Here is a 16,578-nt window from a genome sequence, read left to right on the forward strand (position 1 = left end):
CTAATCTAAGATCGCTTTTACTCCCGGAAGTTCTTTTCCTTCAATAAGTTCTAATAATGCTCCACCACCCGTAGAAACGTAACTCACATGATTTTTTAAATCATATTTGTTTACTGCAGCAACAGAATCACCCCCACCTACAAGTGAATAAGCATCACTTTCTGTAGCGCGAACTACTGAAAATGCCACTTGCTTGGTTCCTTCTTCGAATTTATCGAATTCAAATACACCCATTGGACCATTCCATAAAATAGTTCTGGATTGCTCAATACAAGTTTTATAATGCTCAATAGCATCCGGACCTAAATCCATACCCATCCATCCTTCAGGAATGTTTTTGGTTGCACATTCAGATCGATCCGCGTCCGGACCAAAAGCATCCGCTACTGCAGAATCCTCCGGTAAAAGAACGTGTACATTTTTCTCATCGGCCATTTCAAGAACCTTCAACGCAGTATCCAGATAATCATCTTCTACCAAAGAATTTCCTATATCACCACCTTGTGCTTTAATGAATGTATAAGCCATTCCACCTCCGATAAGCAAGTTATCAATCTTATCCAGAAGATTTTCAATAATGCTGATTTTTGAAGAAACCTTAGCTCCACCAATGATTGCTGTAAATGGAGGTTTTGGATCATCCATAACCTGAGCGACATTGTCCAATTCTTTAGCCATTAAAAGACCAAAAACTTTAGAAGTTGGGAAGAATTGTGCAATAATTGCGGTTGAAGCATGTGCTCTATGCGCTGTACCAAATGCGTCATTGACATAAATATCACCTAAAACGGATAATGACTTTGCAAAATCTACATCACCCGCTTTTTCTTCAGAATAAAAACGTAGATTTTCTAATAACAACACCTCACCAGAGTTTAGATTTTCTGCTAAATTCTCAGTTGCAGAACCAATGCAGTTAGATGCGAATTTCACTTCTCTTTCCAGAAGTTCAGATAAATGATTTACAATATGCTTTAAAGAAAATTTTTCTTCAGGACCATTTTTTGGACGTCCCAGGTGAGACATTAAGATTACAGATCCTTCGCTGTTAAGCACATGCTGAATGGTTGGCAATGCTGCACGAATACGCGTGTCATCCGTAATATTCATGTTCTCATCCAGAGGCACATTGAAATCTACACGGATTAAAGCCTTTTTACCTTTAAAATCAATATCATTTACTGTTTTCATCATGTCAATTTTTTTCGCAATTCAATAGTCGTACTTTTTTTAAAAATAGCGAAAGGTTTTTAACGGTTTTTATAGGATTTGAACCGATTGTTTAAAATTTATTTTTCTGTTGAAAAACTAGCAATCATGGGCTTGATAAAATGAGTTAAAATAAGGTGTATTCACTACTTTTGGCCCAATGCAGTTTGATGACGTAATCGGACATAAAGAACTGAAATCTCGATTAAAAGAGATGATTGATGCAGGACGAATTAGTCATGCTTTGATGTTTACGGGAAATGAAGGTTCCGGTAATTTGGCAATGGCTTTGGCATTTGGTAGTTACTTATTAGCTAAAAGCAGTCAGGATTTCAATGCCGCTATGACCAAATGTGGGAAATTTGTACATCCTGATTTTCATTATTGTTATCCGATTAACCGAACCAAGAAGATTACTGGTTCAAAAATTATGTCCAAGGATTTTTTGTCTGAATGGCGTGAAGCGCTTTCAAAGAATCCTTATATGTCATCTAGCGAATGGTTGGCGCATTTGGGAATTGCGAATAAGCAAGGGCTGATTAATGTGGAGCAGGCACGAGAGATTCTAAAGGATTTAAGCTTAAAACCGTATGAGTCTGAGTTTAAAATCATGTTGATCTGGCTTCCTGAAAAAATGAATAATGCGACTGCGAATAAATTGCTAAAGATTCTGGAGGAACCTCCGCAAAAAACAGTGTTTTTATTGGTGAGTCAGAATCCTGAACAGCTGATGGCGACCATTCAGTCTCGTGTTCAGATGATCCATGTAAAACCCATTGGTCAAGCTGATTTAAAAGAAGCTATTGTTCGCAATTTTGAATTAGGTAACGATGAAGCCGAAACGATTTCCAAAATATCACAAGGGAATTACCTGGAAGCACAAAAACTGATTAATGATAATGAGGTACGCCAGTTTAATCAGGAGATGTTTATCAAGTGGATGCGGTTCTTATGGCAAAAGGAGTTTTTAGAGTTGATGCAATGGTCGGAAGTGATCTCAAAATTGGGCCGTGAAAGATTGATGTTGTTCTTTAGATATGGTTTGCACGTATTTAGAGAAAGTCTGATTATGAATTACGGTTCGTCCGATATCCAGATGACAGGAGGGGCAGAGAAAGGTTTTATTACAAAGTTTTCTCCGTATGTGAATCAGCTGAATGCCATTGATATGATTGAACTTTTTGAAGAAGCAGAATATCATATTTCGAGAAATGCCAATCCAAGGATATTGCTGATGGATGTATCCCTGAAGATGATGAAATTAGTACGTAAAAAAGTAAAATAAGAAGATATGCTAAATGTAAAGGTGATTAATAAGTCGAAGCATGATTTACCGGAATATGCTACTGAAGCGGCAGCCGGATTAGATTTAAGAGCAAATATTGATGAGTCGATTATGTTAAAACCTTTGGAAAGAGCATTAGTGAAGACGGGTGTTTTTATGGAGTTACCTGTTGGATATGAAGCGCAGGTACGTCCAAGATCAGGGTTGGCATATAAAAAAGGAATTACGGTATTAAATTCACCGGGGACTATTGATGCAGATTACCGCGGAGAGGTTGGCGTTATTTTGGTAAACCTATCAAATGAACCATTTGAAGTAGTTGATGGGGAGCGTATTGCACAATTGGTGATTGCAAAACATGAGCAAATTTCCTGGGAGACCGTTGAAGTTTTGGGAGAGAGTGACCGTGGTGCAGGAGGTTTCGGAAGTACCGGAAAGAAATAGATTACGTATCGATCGTAGGTGATTCTAATTTGAATGGGGAGTTAATCATTTAAACTCGCTTATCTTTGCATGCGCAAAACAATCATATATGAGTACTTTAAGACAAGAAAAGGTATCGGAGTTATTAAGACGTGAGTTTAGTACGATTATCCAACGAATGGAAGGAGATTTCTTACCTGGGAAGATGACCACGGTGACGACTGTTCGTATTAGCCCTGATTTAAGTTTTGCTAAGGTGTATGTGAGTATTTTCCCAACTGATGATTTGGCTGAGGATGTAGCAGCGCTAAAATCGTTTGCCCCTCAAATCCGTTTTGAATTGGGAAAGAGAGTGAGACACCAGTTGAGAATTGTTCCTCAATTTGCATTCTATGGAGATGACTCATTAGATTATGCGGAAGAGATTGATCAACTTTTGAAAGAGTAGATTTTGAATCTTCCATTTTTTATAGCCAGACGTTATTTATTCTCTAAAAAGAAGAAGAATGTCATTAACCTAATTTCCATTATATCCATGTTTGGAGTGGGAGTTGGTGCGTCTGCTTTAATCATTGTTTTATCCGCATTTAATGGAATCAATAATCTGGTAGAGGGTCTGTACTCGAGTTTTGATGCGGAGATTCGAATTGAGGTTGTTAGAGGTAAAACGTTTGAAGATACTCCGGATTTAAGACATAAGATTCAGGATCACCCATCTGTTGAAAGTTTGAACAGGTCGCTTGAAGAAACCGTTTTAATTAAATACAAAGACAGCCAGGCATTTGCAGTAATTAAGGGAGTAGACTCTGTGTTTATTACGCAAAGTGGGTTGGATAGTTTAATGTGGGCAGGAGAGCCTGAACTTAGAGCCAAAAATGGTAATCCAAAATTGATTGTAGGATATATGGTGGCCGAGCAGTTGGGTTTATTTATACATAATGCTTTGCAACCTTTGTTTGTTTATGCGGCAAAAAATACCGGAGGAAACCATGTCAACATTGATAATGCGTTTTATATCGAGCCTATTTCACCTTCAGGGATTTTTGCTATAAATCAGGATATAGATGCAAAGTACACAGTAGCTCCTTATTCATACGTTGAGGAGCTTATTCAAAAGCCAGGGCAGGTGACTGCATATGAATTGAGGTTAGCAGATAAGAGTGACCCTGAGAAAGTAAAAGAAGAAATTCAGGCCTGGATTGGAGATACATACAAAGTGAAAACAAGATATGAGCAAAATGAATTGTTGTATAAGACCAATAACACAGAGAAATGGGCCACATTTTTAATTCTGACGTTCATTTTGTTAATCGCTACCTTCAACGTGATTGGATCTTTAACTATTTTAATTTTAGATAAAAAGAGAGACATTTTCGTGTTAAGAGGGATGGGAGCTACGAAACAAATGATCAAAAGAATCTTTTTTGTGGAAGGACTTTTGATCTCTTTGACCGGAGGAGGAGTAGGGCTTTTGTTGGGGATAATATTGGTAGTATTACAGTCGCATTTTGGTTTTATTCCAGTAGAAGGTTTACTGATTGATCACTATCCTGTAGAACTAAAGTTGATGGATATTTTATACATTATCGGTTTGATTACAGTTATAGGGAGTATCGCTGCAATGTTGCCAGCCAGAGTTGTTTTAAATAGATTTAAGGCTTAAGTATTACGTATCAGGTTACTACGGAATTAAAACAAATTATTACTTTAGAAACTGTATTTACGTAACCAAAAAACTTAATAACCATGTTAGCACATATTGACATTGAGAAGGTTTTGTTTTTAGATATTGAAACGGTACCCGAGTATCCAAATTATACCGATGTTCCAGAACGTTTTCAAAAGCTTTGGGATAAGAAGTCAAAGTCTTTTGTCGGAGAAGAAGAAACATCGGCTGATGTATACAATCGGGCAGGGATCTATGCGGAGTTTGGTAAGATTGTCTGTATTTCTGTAGGGTTTGTGGCCAGAACATCAGAAGGACTTACACTTCGAATCACTTCTTTTGCCAATGATGATGAATCTATTCTTTTAAATGAGTTTGCAACGCTTTTAAATAAGCATTATTACAATATTCAAATGCACCGTTTGTGTGGACACAATGGTAAAGAGTTTGATTTTCCATTTATCGCACGAAGAATGTTAATTCATGGAATGGCATTGCCTGCATTATTAAATATTGGAGGACTAAAACCATGGGAGAACCCTCATCTGGATACGATGACTTATTGGAAATTCGGTGAGTTTAAAAATTTCACTTCATTAGATTTATTGGCGGCCATTTTTGAAATCCCAACACCAAAAGATGATATCGATGGAAGTCAGGTATATGGAGTATACTATGAAGAAAATGATTTGGATAGAATTGTGGAATATTGCCAAAAAGATGTGGTGACTCTGGTTCAGGTATATCGAAGGTTGGCGGGGCAAAGTTTGATTGAAGAATCGAACATTAAAATGGTTTAATTATTCATCTCGCATGCCTTTCTTGGCGGCATCATAATCTGGGGTTTTTAATGATTCGGAATATCCTTCTGGATAGTTGCTTTGCCCAAAAACCAGAAAATAGGAGTCTTTGGTCATACTATCCCAATGGATAATGCCTCTCCGATATTGCATAGATTGAAATAAGTTTAACCCTATAAAAGCAATAATCAATATTCTCGTAATCCATGCGCTAAACTTCCAATGGAAAGTTGTGGCAATGAAAGCTGCCAAAGGAATACTTAAAATTGCTGTTGCATCTATCATTGGTCTGGATCCAAAACTCCCACCATACCACCAACACCACCAGCTATAGATAATATAAATGTGGGCAATGAAGTAAAGTAGTATGGCCATTTTAAACTTTGACGCTTTTGATCTGGACCATAATAAAAACAACCCAATAATGGAGAATACCATGATTGGAGCATAAATCAACCAACCTTTACGAAAGCTAAATAAGCCTTCCAGAATTCGGGGGTCATTAAAGAAGAAGCCTTCATCATTATAGGAATAATAAATCCAATCACCCGTATTCATATGCCAGTACCAAAGTTGTGGAGTAATTACAAGGCATATGAGAATGAACATCAGTAGAACTTGATAATAATGGGTGAATACATCTTTTAAACGTAATACAAACTCGGCAAAAGAGCGAACGCCATAAAACAATAGAATAAGAATCACAATGGCATTTATTGGCCGTATTAAGACAATGAGACCGAAAGAGAGCCCGACCCAGATTGCATTTTTCCAATGGAAGTTTTCCAGCCATTTGATAACCTGCCAGACAAAAAGTGAAATGAGAAAAAAGTTGTAGATATGACTCATTGGACCCTCAGATGTGGTATAGTAGTAATAATTGGTTCCTAGCGCGATTCCTAATAAGGTAAATGAAACCGTTTTTTCATCGAAGTATTTTAGAAGGAGTTTCCTTTGGATAAAAATGGCAGCAATAGAAAAGAAAAGAGCAGATAATGCCATGAAAAGATGATAGATCCATGAATACCCATCAGCCGGGATATCCATTAAATGGGCTGAAAGATGTGCCAGTCCAAAAAAGGGCGTATACATCATTCCCATTCCCATAGTCATCTTTTGAACCTTATTTCCGTTTGGAGCATTTAATGTCCAAATTTCCCTTTTGTCATCAGCCGGGAGATCATGAATGAATTCAAAAGTTAAGTCCTTGTAAATGAAAGTTGCAGGCAAGTACGAGTAGTACACATACATATCATGTTTGAGCACATCTCTACTATTCCATTTGGACTGATTAAATAAAGTAAGTGTTAATACGATTGCTATAACCCAAGAAATAATAAGACTAGGAGATAGCTTCATCACTTACAGTTCGGACTTAAATGTGGTCTTTGAAAAAATATTGTATTTCAAGATCGAGTAAATGGCGCGCACACCATCTTTCCAACCAATTTTCTTACCTTCTTCGTATGTACGACCATAATAAGAAATACCTACTTCATAGATTCTAATCTTTGGAACTCTTGAAATTTTTGCGGTAACTTCTGGTTCAAAACCGAATCTTTGCTCTTTTAAATAGATGCTTTTGATTGTTTTAGCTTCAAAAACTTTGTAGCATGTTTCCATATCCGTAAGGTTCAGATTAGAGAACATATTTGAAATAAAAGTCAAAAACTTATTTCCGATAGAGTGCCAGAAGAATAAAATTCTATGCGGATTTCCGCCCATAAACCTTGATCCGTAAACTACATCAGCAAAACCTGATAGAATCGGTTTTAAAAGAATATTGTACTCTTCAGGGTCATACTCCAAATCAGCATCCTGAATAACGACATAGTCTCCTGTAGCTTCATTAATGGCTCTGTGAATAGCTGCACCCTTTCCCATATTTACGGGTTGGTTGTATAACTTCATATCCGCTTCCGGATGCTCTGCGATATACTTTTTAATGGCGCCTTCCGTATCATCGGTTGAGCAGTCATTGACTAAAACAATTTCCTTCTTGATGTTGTTATTAAGCTTAACAGCTAAAACTTTATCAAGGATCAAATGAATAGTTCTTTCTTCGTTATATGCCGGAATAAGTACGCTTAAAGTATTAAATGCCATTTCTTGAATTTGGGGCAAATGTAATTTATTTCGGTGGCTCGTGAAATACTATCGATTTTGAACTTAAATTATTGTTTTTTCTGGAAGATTAAAACTTCATATTCTTGGCCACCATACACTTGAAATGGATGAACAGGATGAAATTCTTTGAGCTTTACCAATTGAGAATCCTGTTCCAGATTCGTCTTAGGTAATCCACTTTCATTTGGACTAAAATGTGCATCCCAAATAATAATGGTACCTGGTTTTAAATCTTTATGTGGTTGGTTGTTATCGTATAACTGGTTTCGACTATGTACATCCGAAAAATGATCTAAGTCCAGTAGATATGCGTTTAAGGGATTGTAATAGATAATGTAGTTTTCATCCAGATTATTCTCTTTAATATATTTAGCAACCTGATGTAATTCGGTTTCTTCCTGGCCTAAATAAATAGGGAATTTATTTTTGGAAATGCCTTCTATAGTGACAATTATAGCAATGAGAACAATGAAGCTCCATTTGGCCCATGGACGGTGTGGTATGAGCCTAAAGAGTTGATCAGTTCCAAATAAAGCGATGCAAGCCACTGCAGGAACGATTCCGGCCATCACACGAATTAAACCGGCAGATCCACCCATACCATAGGCCCAAACCACACTATGCGCGGAAAAGTATCCTAGTGCAACTCCCAATATGAGTAATATCGAAATGGATTGGTGATTGAATTTATGTTTGAATACATAAACCAGACTCGTTACAAGTCCTACGGCAAACATAACTATGATAGGCCATCCAAAGATACCTGGAGAATGATCTACAAAATGAAGTAGTTTCCCGCTGCCGTACAAAGCCGAAGCATCGTGATATGGGTTTTTGGTGATGGGCCATAAAAAATCATGATATACAGGATATCCAGCAAGAGACATGACTATGAAACCAGTAAGCAAAAAGAAAATGGACTTGTAGTTTTTTACAAAAATGAAAGAAAACATTATTAAAGGGAAGAATATAATTCCTTCTGTTCTGGCAAAAGGAACAAAAGACATGGCTATTGCACTGTAAACGTATTTTTTATCTGTAAAAAGATAAATGGATAGAATGGTGAGAAATGCAAATATTATTTCAGTTAGACTTGAAAATGAAATCAAAAAGAACATTGGAGTAAACACCGTAAATAAAATACCTAACCATGAATTCTTGATATGTAGTTTCTCAGCACTCTTATAAACCAATAATCCGGAACCTAAAGCAATGAGAATGTTGAAAGTAACAGCACCTTTAAATCCAAATTGGGCTAGAGGAGATGCTAAAATGGTAAACATCGGTTTACCCCAGTGGTCAAAAAATAAATGAGGATGAATAAAAGCCCATTTAGCAAATAAATAATGCATATAAGTATCGGCACCACCGGGAGAACCCTCATTAAGCATATTTAAAACCATCATTGCGATAAACAAAATGGCTAACAACAGCCAGGTACCGAATTTTTTCATGATAAATTGCCTTTAAGGTTTGTGTATCAGATTGATTTTAATTTGATGTACTTTGATTTTATCAGCGTGTGAAGATACACCAATTTGAAATGTTGCACCTTCCGGGATCGTAGGAATCTGATAATAGAAGTCTGCAAAATTATAACGTGTATTTTCCTTTTGTGTAGCTGCAAAAACATGAGGACTATACCAATAGATATTTTTCCCGGTAGAGTCGTTTATAGAGAGTACAATTTCCGAATTACCTGTTTCGTATTCAATGTCTGCGACAATATGTACGTGGTTTACCTGATCCAAATGGAGAATACTATCAGCAATAAATGAAGCGATTATTTCATGTTTTTCCGATTCGAATTGCACGGGAGGATCCATAATGAAATCTTCAGAATAAATGACCTGATCTAAGTTGTAGTTGATTGTTTTTCTGAAAAAAACACCTCTGTATTTTTTCTCGGTATGTAAACCAATAAACCTGAATTTATCCCACGTCATTTCTTCCCAGTCCATGATATAATTCTGGTACTGGAATACTTGTATAATATTAATGGGTATCAAGAACAGGAATAGCAGTGTAAGCACGTGTGAATAGATTCTATTCTTGAAATGATTTAAAAACTGCGCGAGGGCAAAGGCAAAAACGATATAGTATTCTATCATGGGTCTGGAACCATAACTAGCGCCATAATACCACGACCACCAGGAGGATAGTACATAGGTAATTAATGTGACAAGAATGATAAATATGCCCAGTCGGTAATAGTTTTTGGTTCTAAGCCACACAAACAAACCTCCAAGTAGCGAAATAAAAAGTAACGGAGTATGAACAAAAGCACCTTTTCGGGCGCTAAATAGAAAATCGAAAAAAGCAGGGGATAAAAAATTAAACCCTTCATCCTGATATCCCCAAATAAAGAACTGTCCGGTTTGATGCCACCATAATAATGGGACAATACTCACTACAGCTAGAAATATCAAAAAAGCTTTATAAATATGGTTGCGATGGGAGAAGAATATGTTTGTGAATGTATTTTTAAAATCTTCAAAAGAATTAAAGAATAAAAGTAGGATCACTGCTGAGATCAAATTCACAGGTCTGATAATCGTAATGAATCCCAATATAAATGCCGCAATAAAAAAGTCAATTGTCTTTTGTTTTTGGAGATAAGAATATCCGTAGAAGCTAAATATATTGACCAGCGCAAAAGAATATACGTGTGTAAAAGATGGGTCGTATTGCACATAGTTTAAAAGTGGAGTAGCCAGAGTAAATAAGATTAGGATACTCAGGATAACAATAGGGTTGATATTAAAGCATAATAATAACCTACGGAGATATAAAAGTCCCAACCATAAATAAAATATAGCCGCAAAGAAGATAGATTTCTGATAAGGGTAACTGTATCCGTCAGCGGGGTATTTAGAGTTTAAAGCATAGATATGTGCTCCGGCAAAAAAAGGGCTCCAAAGTATAGAAACCCCAGGGAAATATTTATTGATTTGTTTTCCGTTGACATGTTTTAAATAACCCGCACTATATGATTTTTGATCATAATAGTCGGTTTGTAACGTGTCGGTATATTTAAAGTTTAAATCGTGATATATAAATGTAGCAGGAAGATAGTCGTAATAGCCTTTTCCGTCTGCTTTAATAAGTAATTCCTGATTACCGAGGTAATTGTTTATGACAAGAAGTACTGCTATGATAACAATTACTTCGGAAATCCACAGAAAATACTTTTTCAAGAATCGGGTATTAGATACGCATTTCAGGAATATCTCCTTCTACAATTAAATTTCCTTCAGTTGCATTTTTAATTTCTTCTACCGAAACTCCAGGTGCTCTTTCAATAAGCTTAAACCCCCCTTCAACAATATCAACAACAGCTAAGTTGGTGACCACACGTTTTACACATTGTACTCCCGTAATGGGTAGGCTACATTGTTTTAAAAGCTTGGACTCACCTTTTTTGTTAGTGTGCATCATAGCAACGATAATGTTATCAGCACTGGCTACTAAATCCATAGCACCCCCCATACCTTTTACCATACGTCCTGGAATTTTCCAGTTTGCAATATCACCGTTATCAGCTACCTCCATTGCTCCCAAAACTGTAAGTTGTACGTGTTGTCCACGAATCATAGCAAAACTGGTGGCAGAATCAAAATATACTGCTCCAGGTAAATGTGTAATTGTTTGTTTTCCTGCGTTGATTAAATCAGCATCTTCCTCTCCCTCGAATGGGAATGGTCCCATTCCTAAAATCCCATTTTCAGACTGGAATTCCACATTTACACCTTCAGGAATATAATTAGCAACCAAAGTTGGAATGCCAATACCTAAATTTACGTACCAACCATCTCTCAATTCTTGAGCAATACGTTTTGCAATTCCTATTTTATCTAATGCCATTTTATAATGTTTTGTAATGTGTCAAATTAATAAATGAGTAATGTTGAATTGGAGATTTAACTAATCTCTGGTTCTTACAGTTCTTTGTTCAATGCGCTTTTCAAAGTTGGCACCCTTGAAGATACGTTGCACAAAAATTCCGGGAGTATGAATTTCGTTAGGGTCCAACTCACCTGCAGGAACTAGTTCTTCGACTTCGGCTACGGTAATCTTACCTGCCATAGCCATCATTGGATTGAAGTTTCTAGCAGTTCCTTTAAATACCAGGTTCCCAGCTTCATCTCCTTTCCATGCTTTTACAAATGCAAAATCTGCAGTCAAAGCAGTCTCCAAAATATGCGGCTTACCGTTATAAACTCTTACTTCTTTGCCTTCCGCAACTTCAGTTCCATATCCGGCAGGGGTAAAGAAAGCTGGAATTCCAGCACCACCGGCACGACATCTCTCAGCCAAAGACCCTTGCGGAATTAGATCAACTTCTAATTCTCCGCTTAACATTTGACGTTCAAATTCATCATTCTCTCCTACATAAGAAGCAATCATTTTTTTGATTTGTTTGGTCTGGAGCATAAAGCCTAAACCAAAATCGTCTACTCCGGCATTGTTTGAAATACATACCAAATTATTGATTTTTGATTCTACGATGGCCTGAATCGCATTTTCAGGAATTCCACATAGTCCAAAGCCACCAAACATCATGGTCATACCACTTTCAATGCCTTTTGTAGCTTCTTGTGCGTTAGCAACAACTTTATTAATCATAATTTATAGTATTTTAAAATTTATGTTCCAAAATCAAATTCATCAGTACCACCAGAATTGTTTGATTTGGCTTTCTCACAGTCTAATTCTTTATTGTAATTCAGAGGAGCTTCAAATGGTTGTTTAGATAGGTTAAGTGTGGTATCTGCCCATGCTTTTTTCATATAGTAGCCCCATATTGGTAATGCCGTATTTGCACCTTGCCCTTTGGATGTATATCGGAATCGTACAGCACGATCTTCGGCACCTACCCAAACTCCGGTAACCAAATCCGGAGTTAAACCCATAAACCAACCATCTGAGTTATTTTGTGTGGTACCTGTTTTTCCGGCAATAGGATATGTTCTTGGAAAACCATCATATTCTCTTTTAGGTGAGTCGTAAAACAAACGCACTCCTGTACCTACAGTTACCCTAGATCCCCAACGACTTTCATCTTTACCTAAATATGGACCTCTGGCGCCATGAGTAACTCCTTCAAGTAGAGTGACCATTTCATAAGCATTTTCCTCACTCATTGCTTCGCGGCTATCTGCTACAAAATCGGCAATCACAACCCCATTTTTATCTTCAATTCTTGAAATGAAAATAGGTTCATGCCAGATCCCTTTTCCAGGGAAAGTGGCTAATGCGCCAACCATTTCGTATAGAGAAATATCTGCAACACCAAGCGCTAACGAAGGAACAGTGTCTAATTTACTGGTTACCCCCATCCTTCTGGCGTATTCAATCACGGCAGCTGGGCCATATTGTTTCATTACCCACGCGGTAATGGTATTCATAGAATTAGCCAAACCGTATTTTAGAGACACCATATCACCATATTTCCCATCACTGTTTTTAGGTGTCCAGTCTTGTAATAACCCATATTCTCCTTTATGGAATGTGGTTAATACATTTGGAACTTCATAACAAGGAGAGTGTCCGTTTTGAATGGCTAATGCATAAACAAAAGGCTTAAAGGTAGAACCTACCTGTCTTTTTCCTTGCTTTACATGATCATACTTGAAATATTTATAGTTGATTCCTCCCACCCAGGCTTTAATTTCACCTGTATGTGGATCTATAGACATCAACCCACTTTGTAAGAACGATTTGTAGTACTTGATAGAGTCCATCGGGGTCATATTCGTATCGACTTCCCCATGCCAGGTGAAAACCTTCATATCTGTTGGCATGTTAAACACAATATCAATAGAATCTAAGGGGTAGCGATGTATCGTGTGTTGACAATCTTTTGCTGTACATTCCCAAATGGTCTCTCCATTTTCGGACACTGCTTCCTGAACAAAATCTCCTCTTCGGCCGCAGTTAGCACATTCTTTACCCGTCATGATAAAATAACGTTGCGATCTTTTCTTTGCACTATTCAGAATTCGGTCAATTTGTTCCTTCTTTAAATCATTACTGAATGGTGGGTTTTTCCAGCGTTTATTGTTTTTATCAAAATCTTTTTGAAGCTCTTTACTTAGATGTTCGGCTACGGCATATTCGGCATAAGTTTGAAGCTTAGAATTAATGGTTGTATAGATCTTAATTCCATCTTTATACAGATTGTATTTGCTACCATCAGGTTTGCTATATACATAGTTTCCTTTGGCATCTTTTTCATCCAGAAGTTTCTTCATTTCTTTTTTTAGAACCTCTCTGAAATAAGGCGCTTGCCCATCTATGTGGGTCATTGTGGTGTAATTTGATCGAAGTGGAAGGACTTTTAAAGAATCTTTTTGTTCTTGTGTGATATAGCCGTTTTTAGCCATTTGGCCGTAAACTGTATTTCTTCGATTAAAGGTGCGTTCTCTTCTTTTATCTGAACCTACAGGATTGTAGTAAGTTGGATTTTTCAGCATTCCTACTAAGATTGCAGCTTCATCAATTTGAAGTTCCTCTACCGGTTTAGAAAAATATATCTGAGCAGCAGACTCGATCCCCTTCGCATTGTGGTTGAAATCAAACTTATTAAGATACATGGCAATGATCTCGTTTTTGGTGTATTGTCGTTCTAGTTGAACAGCAATAACCCATTCCATGAATTTGTATTTGATACGTTCAATTTTATTTCCAGCTCGATCAGAAAATAACAGTTTTGCCAACTGTTGTGAAATGGTACTGGCACCTCCACGTGTTCCCATTGCCGCAATAGCAGTAACCAATCGCTTGATGTCAATCCCAGAATGACTATAGAAACGTTCATCTTCAGTATTCACCAATGCGCCTACCAGTGTATCCGGAAGTTGTTCAAAAGGAACGAAGGTTCTGTTTTCTACATAAAATTTACCTAAGACCTTAAGGTCAGAGGAGTAAATTTCAGTGGCCAGAACACTATTAGGATTTTCTAACTCTTCGAAAGAGGGAAGTGTCCAGATATAACCACTGGATAATGCCCAAAAGAATACGATTGCTAAAGAAATTCCTCCTAAGAATATAGCCCACATCCAAAGGATGAGTTTAATAAATTTAGGTTTTTCTTTTTCTTTTGCCATGAGGTAAATTTAAGAATTTATCTGTTTTAAGATCACGCCAATATTTTGAACATGAGGTAAAAAATCATGACGCATACCATGTTTAATTTTCATGGTATAGGTACCTTCTTTAACGAATTTGAAACTTTGATGAATCAAGATAGGATTGTCGATGAGGTCTCCAACTCCGCTTCCAATCCATCTACCATCCGGATAAGCCATTGGGCAGTTTATGGAGTCTGTATGGGTGTATCCATCCGGTTCTGTTGTTTCGACAAATAACCAAAGGTTTTGATATGCATAGTCCGGAGTAATTCTTACATCAAATATTAGGTTATACTTATTTGAAGTATCCGGAGCATCAAACGAAAATTCAATAGGTTTAGAATAATCCCATCCTTCAGCATCAACATTCTGAAGTTGCTCATATACCACGTCATCGTTACATGATGCAAAACTGATCAAGATACTAAGCGTTAGGATGGAGTAGATTAACCTTTTCATTCTTTATTTTCACCTACGTTCTTCGGTTTACGATTTTGGTTGTTTCTATTTCTATTGTTGCGATTCTTATTAGACTTATTTTTTGCCGTTGCATTCGGACTCTTTTTGCGATTTGAATCATTTTGACCTTTAGCCTGATTTTTGTTTTGATCGTTGTTTTTTGCTTGCGAACGATTACCAGATTTTCTTCTTGACGGTCTTTTTTGTTCTTTTTTCGCTACATCCTGCTTCTCTTTTTGATCAGGTTTGTTTTGTCCTTTGTTTTGAGAACGATTCTGTGGTTTCTTTCTCTTTTTGTTTTTACTTCGGCCTTTACTTTTTGTATCGAAACGTGTTAAACTGTCTTGCCCAACTACATTTCCAAATTCAGGCTCCATTTCAATTTCCTCAGTAAAATCAGCAAACTCTTCTAAGTCTTCCGGTTGTTCATCGCGTTTGTTCATTTCAATAATTTCATGAACACGATCAATCGAAAGTGCAACTATCTTGGAGTTATCCCCAATATAGCTGTACCACATAATACCTTTGAAAATATCAGATTTAAAACAGTATGCTTTTCCTTTTATTGTGCGCAATTTAACATCACTACTAGGAAATCCTTTCAATGCGTCTAAATAACTGTCTAATTCGAAGTTCAGGCAACATTTGAGTTTACCACATTGACCCGCTAGTTTTTGCGGATTAATAGATAGTTGCTGATATCTTGCTGCGTTGGTAGATACTGAACGGAAATCAGTTAACCAGGTAGAACAACATAGTTCTCTACCACAAGAACCAATACCACCCAATCTTCCTGCTTCCTGGCGGGAGCCAATTTGACGCATTTCAATTCTAATTTTGAACTGATCAGCTAAATGACGAATAAGTTCTCTGAAATCCACACGCTCATCAGCGGTATAGTAAAATGTAGCTTTACATCCATCCGCTTGATATTCTACATCCGAAATCTTCATATTTAATTTCAGTTCCGTAGCAATATGTCTGGCCTTGAGCATTGTCGGGCGTTCCAATGAAAGTGTTTCCTGCCACTTTTCAATCTCCGCCTGATTTGGTTTTCTCAGTATGTTTTTGATGTCTTTAGAATCGGTTGGGCATTTTTTAATGCGCATTCTCCGCTTCACCAGCTCACCGAGCATACTGACAATTCCTATGTCATATCCATTCTGGGATTCAAGCACCACAGGCTCTCCAGGATGAATATCAAGTTTATTTTTATTTCTAAAAAACTCTTTACGAGTATTTTTAAACTTAATCTCAACAAGGTCGAAATCATTATATCTGGAAGGTTCCATTCCAGTCAACCAACTGTATACATTGAGCTTATCGCATCCCGATGTAGAACAAGAACCACTTGATTTACAACCACCAGAAACATTACTCGAATCAGAAACACTGCTGCAGTTTGTACACCCCATATACTTTTCTTTTCGAGAATTATTTCAATTCAAACAAAGGAAAGAATTTTATTCAATTTTT

General features: G+C 37.0%; 15 protein-coding genes. 5 read left to right on the forward strand and 10 right to left on the reverse strand.

All coding sequences use genetic code 11. The features are described 5' to 3' along the window. Complete coding sequence (locus KFE94_08145) at positions 1-1,191, reverse strand: phosphoglycerate kinase (protein UTW68236.1); 1,191 nt, start codon at positions 1,189-1,191, stop codon at positions 1-3. Positions 1,192-1,369: 178 nt separating this feature from the next. Here KFE94_08145 and KFE94_08150 point away from each other — a divergent pair, with 178 nt between their 5' ends. The 5 genes from KFE94_08150 (at position 1,370) to KFE94_08170 (ending at position 5,383) form a co-directional block, all read left to right on the forward strand. Beyond that, positions 1,370-2,494, forward strand: a complete 1,125-nt coding sequence (locus KFE94_08150; protein UTW68072.1) for a DNA polymerase III subunit delta' — start codon at positions 1,370-1,372, stop codon at positions 2,492-2,494. Between the two features lie 6 nt (positions 2,495-2,500). Next, positions 2,501-2,938, forward strand: coding sequence for a dUTP diphosphatase (dut, locus tag KFE94_08155; protein UTW68073.1), 438 nt, complete (start codon positions 2,501-2,503; stop codon positions 2,936-2,938). Positions 2,939-3,026: 88 nt separating this feature from the next. Beyond that, positions 3,027-3,365: a 30S ribosome-binding factor RbfA gene (rbfA, locus tag KFE94_08160; GenBank protein ID UTW68074.1), complete on the forward strand. Its 339-nt coding sequence runs from the start codon at positions 3,027-3,029 to the stop codon at positions 3,363-3,365. Positions 3,366-3,368: 3 nt separating this feature from the next. Next, positions 3,369-4,580: an ABC transporter permease gene (locus KFE94_08165; GenBank protein ID UTW68075.1), complete on the forward strand. Its 1,212-nt coding sequence runs from the start codon at positions 3,369-3,371 to the stop codon at positions 4,578-4,580. A gap of 83 nt (positions 4,581-4,663) precedes the next feature. Then, positions 4,664-5,383: a 3'-5' exonuclease gene (locus tag KFE94_08170; GenBank protein UTW68076.1), complete on the forward strand. Its 720-nt coding sequence runs from the start codon at positions 4,664-4,666 to the stop codon at positions 5,381-5,383. Here KFE94_08170 and KFE94_08175 read toward each other — a convergent pair whose 3' ends face one another. The 9 genes from KFE94_08175 to KFE94_08215 all read right to left on the reverse strand — a co-directional run bounded on the left by KFE94_08175 (position 5,384) and on the right by KFE94_08215 (position 16,517). After that, entirely contained in the window at positions 5,384-6,742 is a 1,359-nt protein-coding gene (locus KFE94_08175) for a hypothetical protein (protein ID UTW68077.1), read from the reverse strand. 3 nt (positions 6,743-6,745) lie between these two features. After that, positions 6,746-7,489: a glycosyltransferase family 2 protein gene (locus KFE94_08180; protein ID UTW68078.1), complete on the reverse strand. Its 744-nt coding sequence runs from the start codon at positions 7,487-7,489 to the stop codon at positions 6,746-6,748. A gap of 68 nt (positions 7,490-7,557) precedes the next feature. Next, positions 7,558-8,964, reverse strand: a complete 1,407-nt coding sequence (locus KFE94_08185) for a hypothetical protein (protein UTW68079.1) — start codon at positions 8,962-8,964, stop codon at positions 7,558-7,560. Between the two features lie 12 nt (positions 8,965-8,976). Further along, entirely contained in the window at positions 8,977-10,707 is a 1,731-nt protein-coding gene (locus KFE94_08190) for a hypothetical protein (GenBank protein UTW68080.1), read from the reverse strand. A 10-nt stretch (positions 10,708-10,717) separates the two neighbouring features. Further along, entirely contained in the window at positions 10,718-11,374 is a 657-nt protein-coding gene (locus KFE94_08195) for a CoA transferase subunit B (protein ID UTW68081.1), read from the reverse strand. 60 nt (positions 11,375-11,434) lie between these two features. Further along, positions 11,435-12,136, reverse strand: coding sequence for a CoA transferase subunit A (locus KFE94_08200; GenBank protein ID UTW68082.1), 702 nt, complete (start codon positions 12,134-12,136; stop codon positions 11,435-11,437). A gap of 20 nt (positions 12,137-12,156) precedes the next feature. Further along, a complete protein-coding gene (locus KFE94_08205) occupies positions 12,157-14,619 on the reverse strand; it encodes a transglycosylase domain-containing protein (protein UTW68083.1) in 2,463 nt (820 codons plus the stop codon). A gap of 9 nt (positions 14,620-14,628) precedes the next feature. Beyond that, positions 14,629-15,102, reverse strand: coding sequence for a gliding motility lipoprotein GldH (locus KFE94_08210; GenBank protein ID UTW68084.1), 474 nt, complete (start codon positions 15,100-15,102; stop codon positions 14,629-14,631). Beyond that, positions 15,099-16,517, reverse strand: coding sequence for a hypothetical protein (locus KFE94_08215; GenBank protein UTW68085.1), 1,419 nt, complete (start codon positions 16,515-16,517; stop codon positions 15,099-15,101). Before KFE94_08215 ends, KFE94_08210 begins: the two co-directional genes overlap by 4 nt. Positions 16,518-16,578: the final 61 nt, after the last annotated feature.

It is taken from the genome of bacterium SCSIO 12643 (genome assembly GCA_024398135.1).
Lineage (GTDB): Bacteria > Bacteroidota > Bacteroidia > Flavobacteriales_G > Salibacteraceae > CAJXZP01.

Excerpts from the sequence above, each read along its gene's own strand:
- KFE94_08185 (UTW68079.1), bottom strand. The coding sequence starts at position 8,964 with ATGAAAAAATTCGGTACCTGGCTGTTGTTAGCCATTTTGTTTATCGCA.
- KFE94_08145 (UTW68236.1), bottom strand. The coding sequence starts at position 1,191 with ATGAAAACAGTAAATGATATTGATTTTAAAGGTAAAAAGGCTTTAATC.
- KFE94_08205 (UTW68083.1), bottom strand. The coding sequence starts at position 14,619 with ATGGCAAAAGAAAAAGAAAAACCTAAATTTATTAAACTCATCCTTTGG.
- KFE94_08210 (UTW68084.1), bottom strand. The coding sequence starts at position 15,102 with ATGAAAAGGTTAATCTACTCCATCCTAACGCTTAGTATCTTGATCAGT.
- KFE94_08200 (UTW68082.1), bottom strand. The coding sequence starts at position 12,136 with ATGATTAATAAAGTTGTTGCTAACGCACAAGAAGCTACAAAAGGCATT.
- KFE94_08150 (UTW68072.1), top strand. The coding sequence starts at position 1,370 with ATGCAGTTTGATGACGTAATCGGACATAAAGAACTGAAATCTCGATTA.
- KFE94_08175 (UTW68077.1), bottom strand. The coding sequence starts at position 6,742 with ATGAAGCTATCTCCTAGTCTTATTATTTCTTGGGTTATAGCAATCGTA.
- KFE94_08215 (UTW68085.1), bottom strand. The coding sequence starts at position 16,517 with ATGGGGTGTACAAACTGCAGCAGTGTTTCTGATTCGAGTAATGTTTCT.
- KFE94_08170 (UTW68076.1), top strand. The coding sequence starts at position 4,664 with ATGTTAGCACATATTGACATTGAGAAGGTTTTGTTTTTAGATATTGAA.
- KFE94_08195 (UTW68081.1), bottom strand. The coding sequence starts at position 11,374 with ATGGCATTAGATAAAATAGGAATTGCAAAACGTATTGCTCAAGAATTG.
- rbfA (UTW68074.1), top strand. The coding sequence starts at position 3,027 with ATGAGTACTTTAAGACAAGAAAAGGTATCGGAGTTATTAAGACGTGAG.
- KFE94_08180 (UTW68078.1), bottom strand. The coding sequence starts at position 7,489 with ATGGCATTTAATACTTTAAGCGTACTTATTCCGGCATATAACGAAGAA.
- dut (UTW68073.1), top strand. The coding sequence starts at position 2,501 with ATGCTAAATGTAAAGGTGATTAATAAGTCGAAGCATGATTTACCGGAA.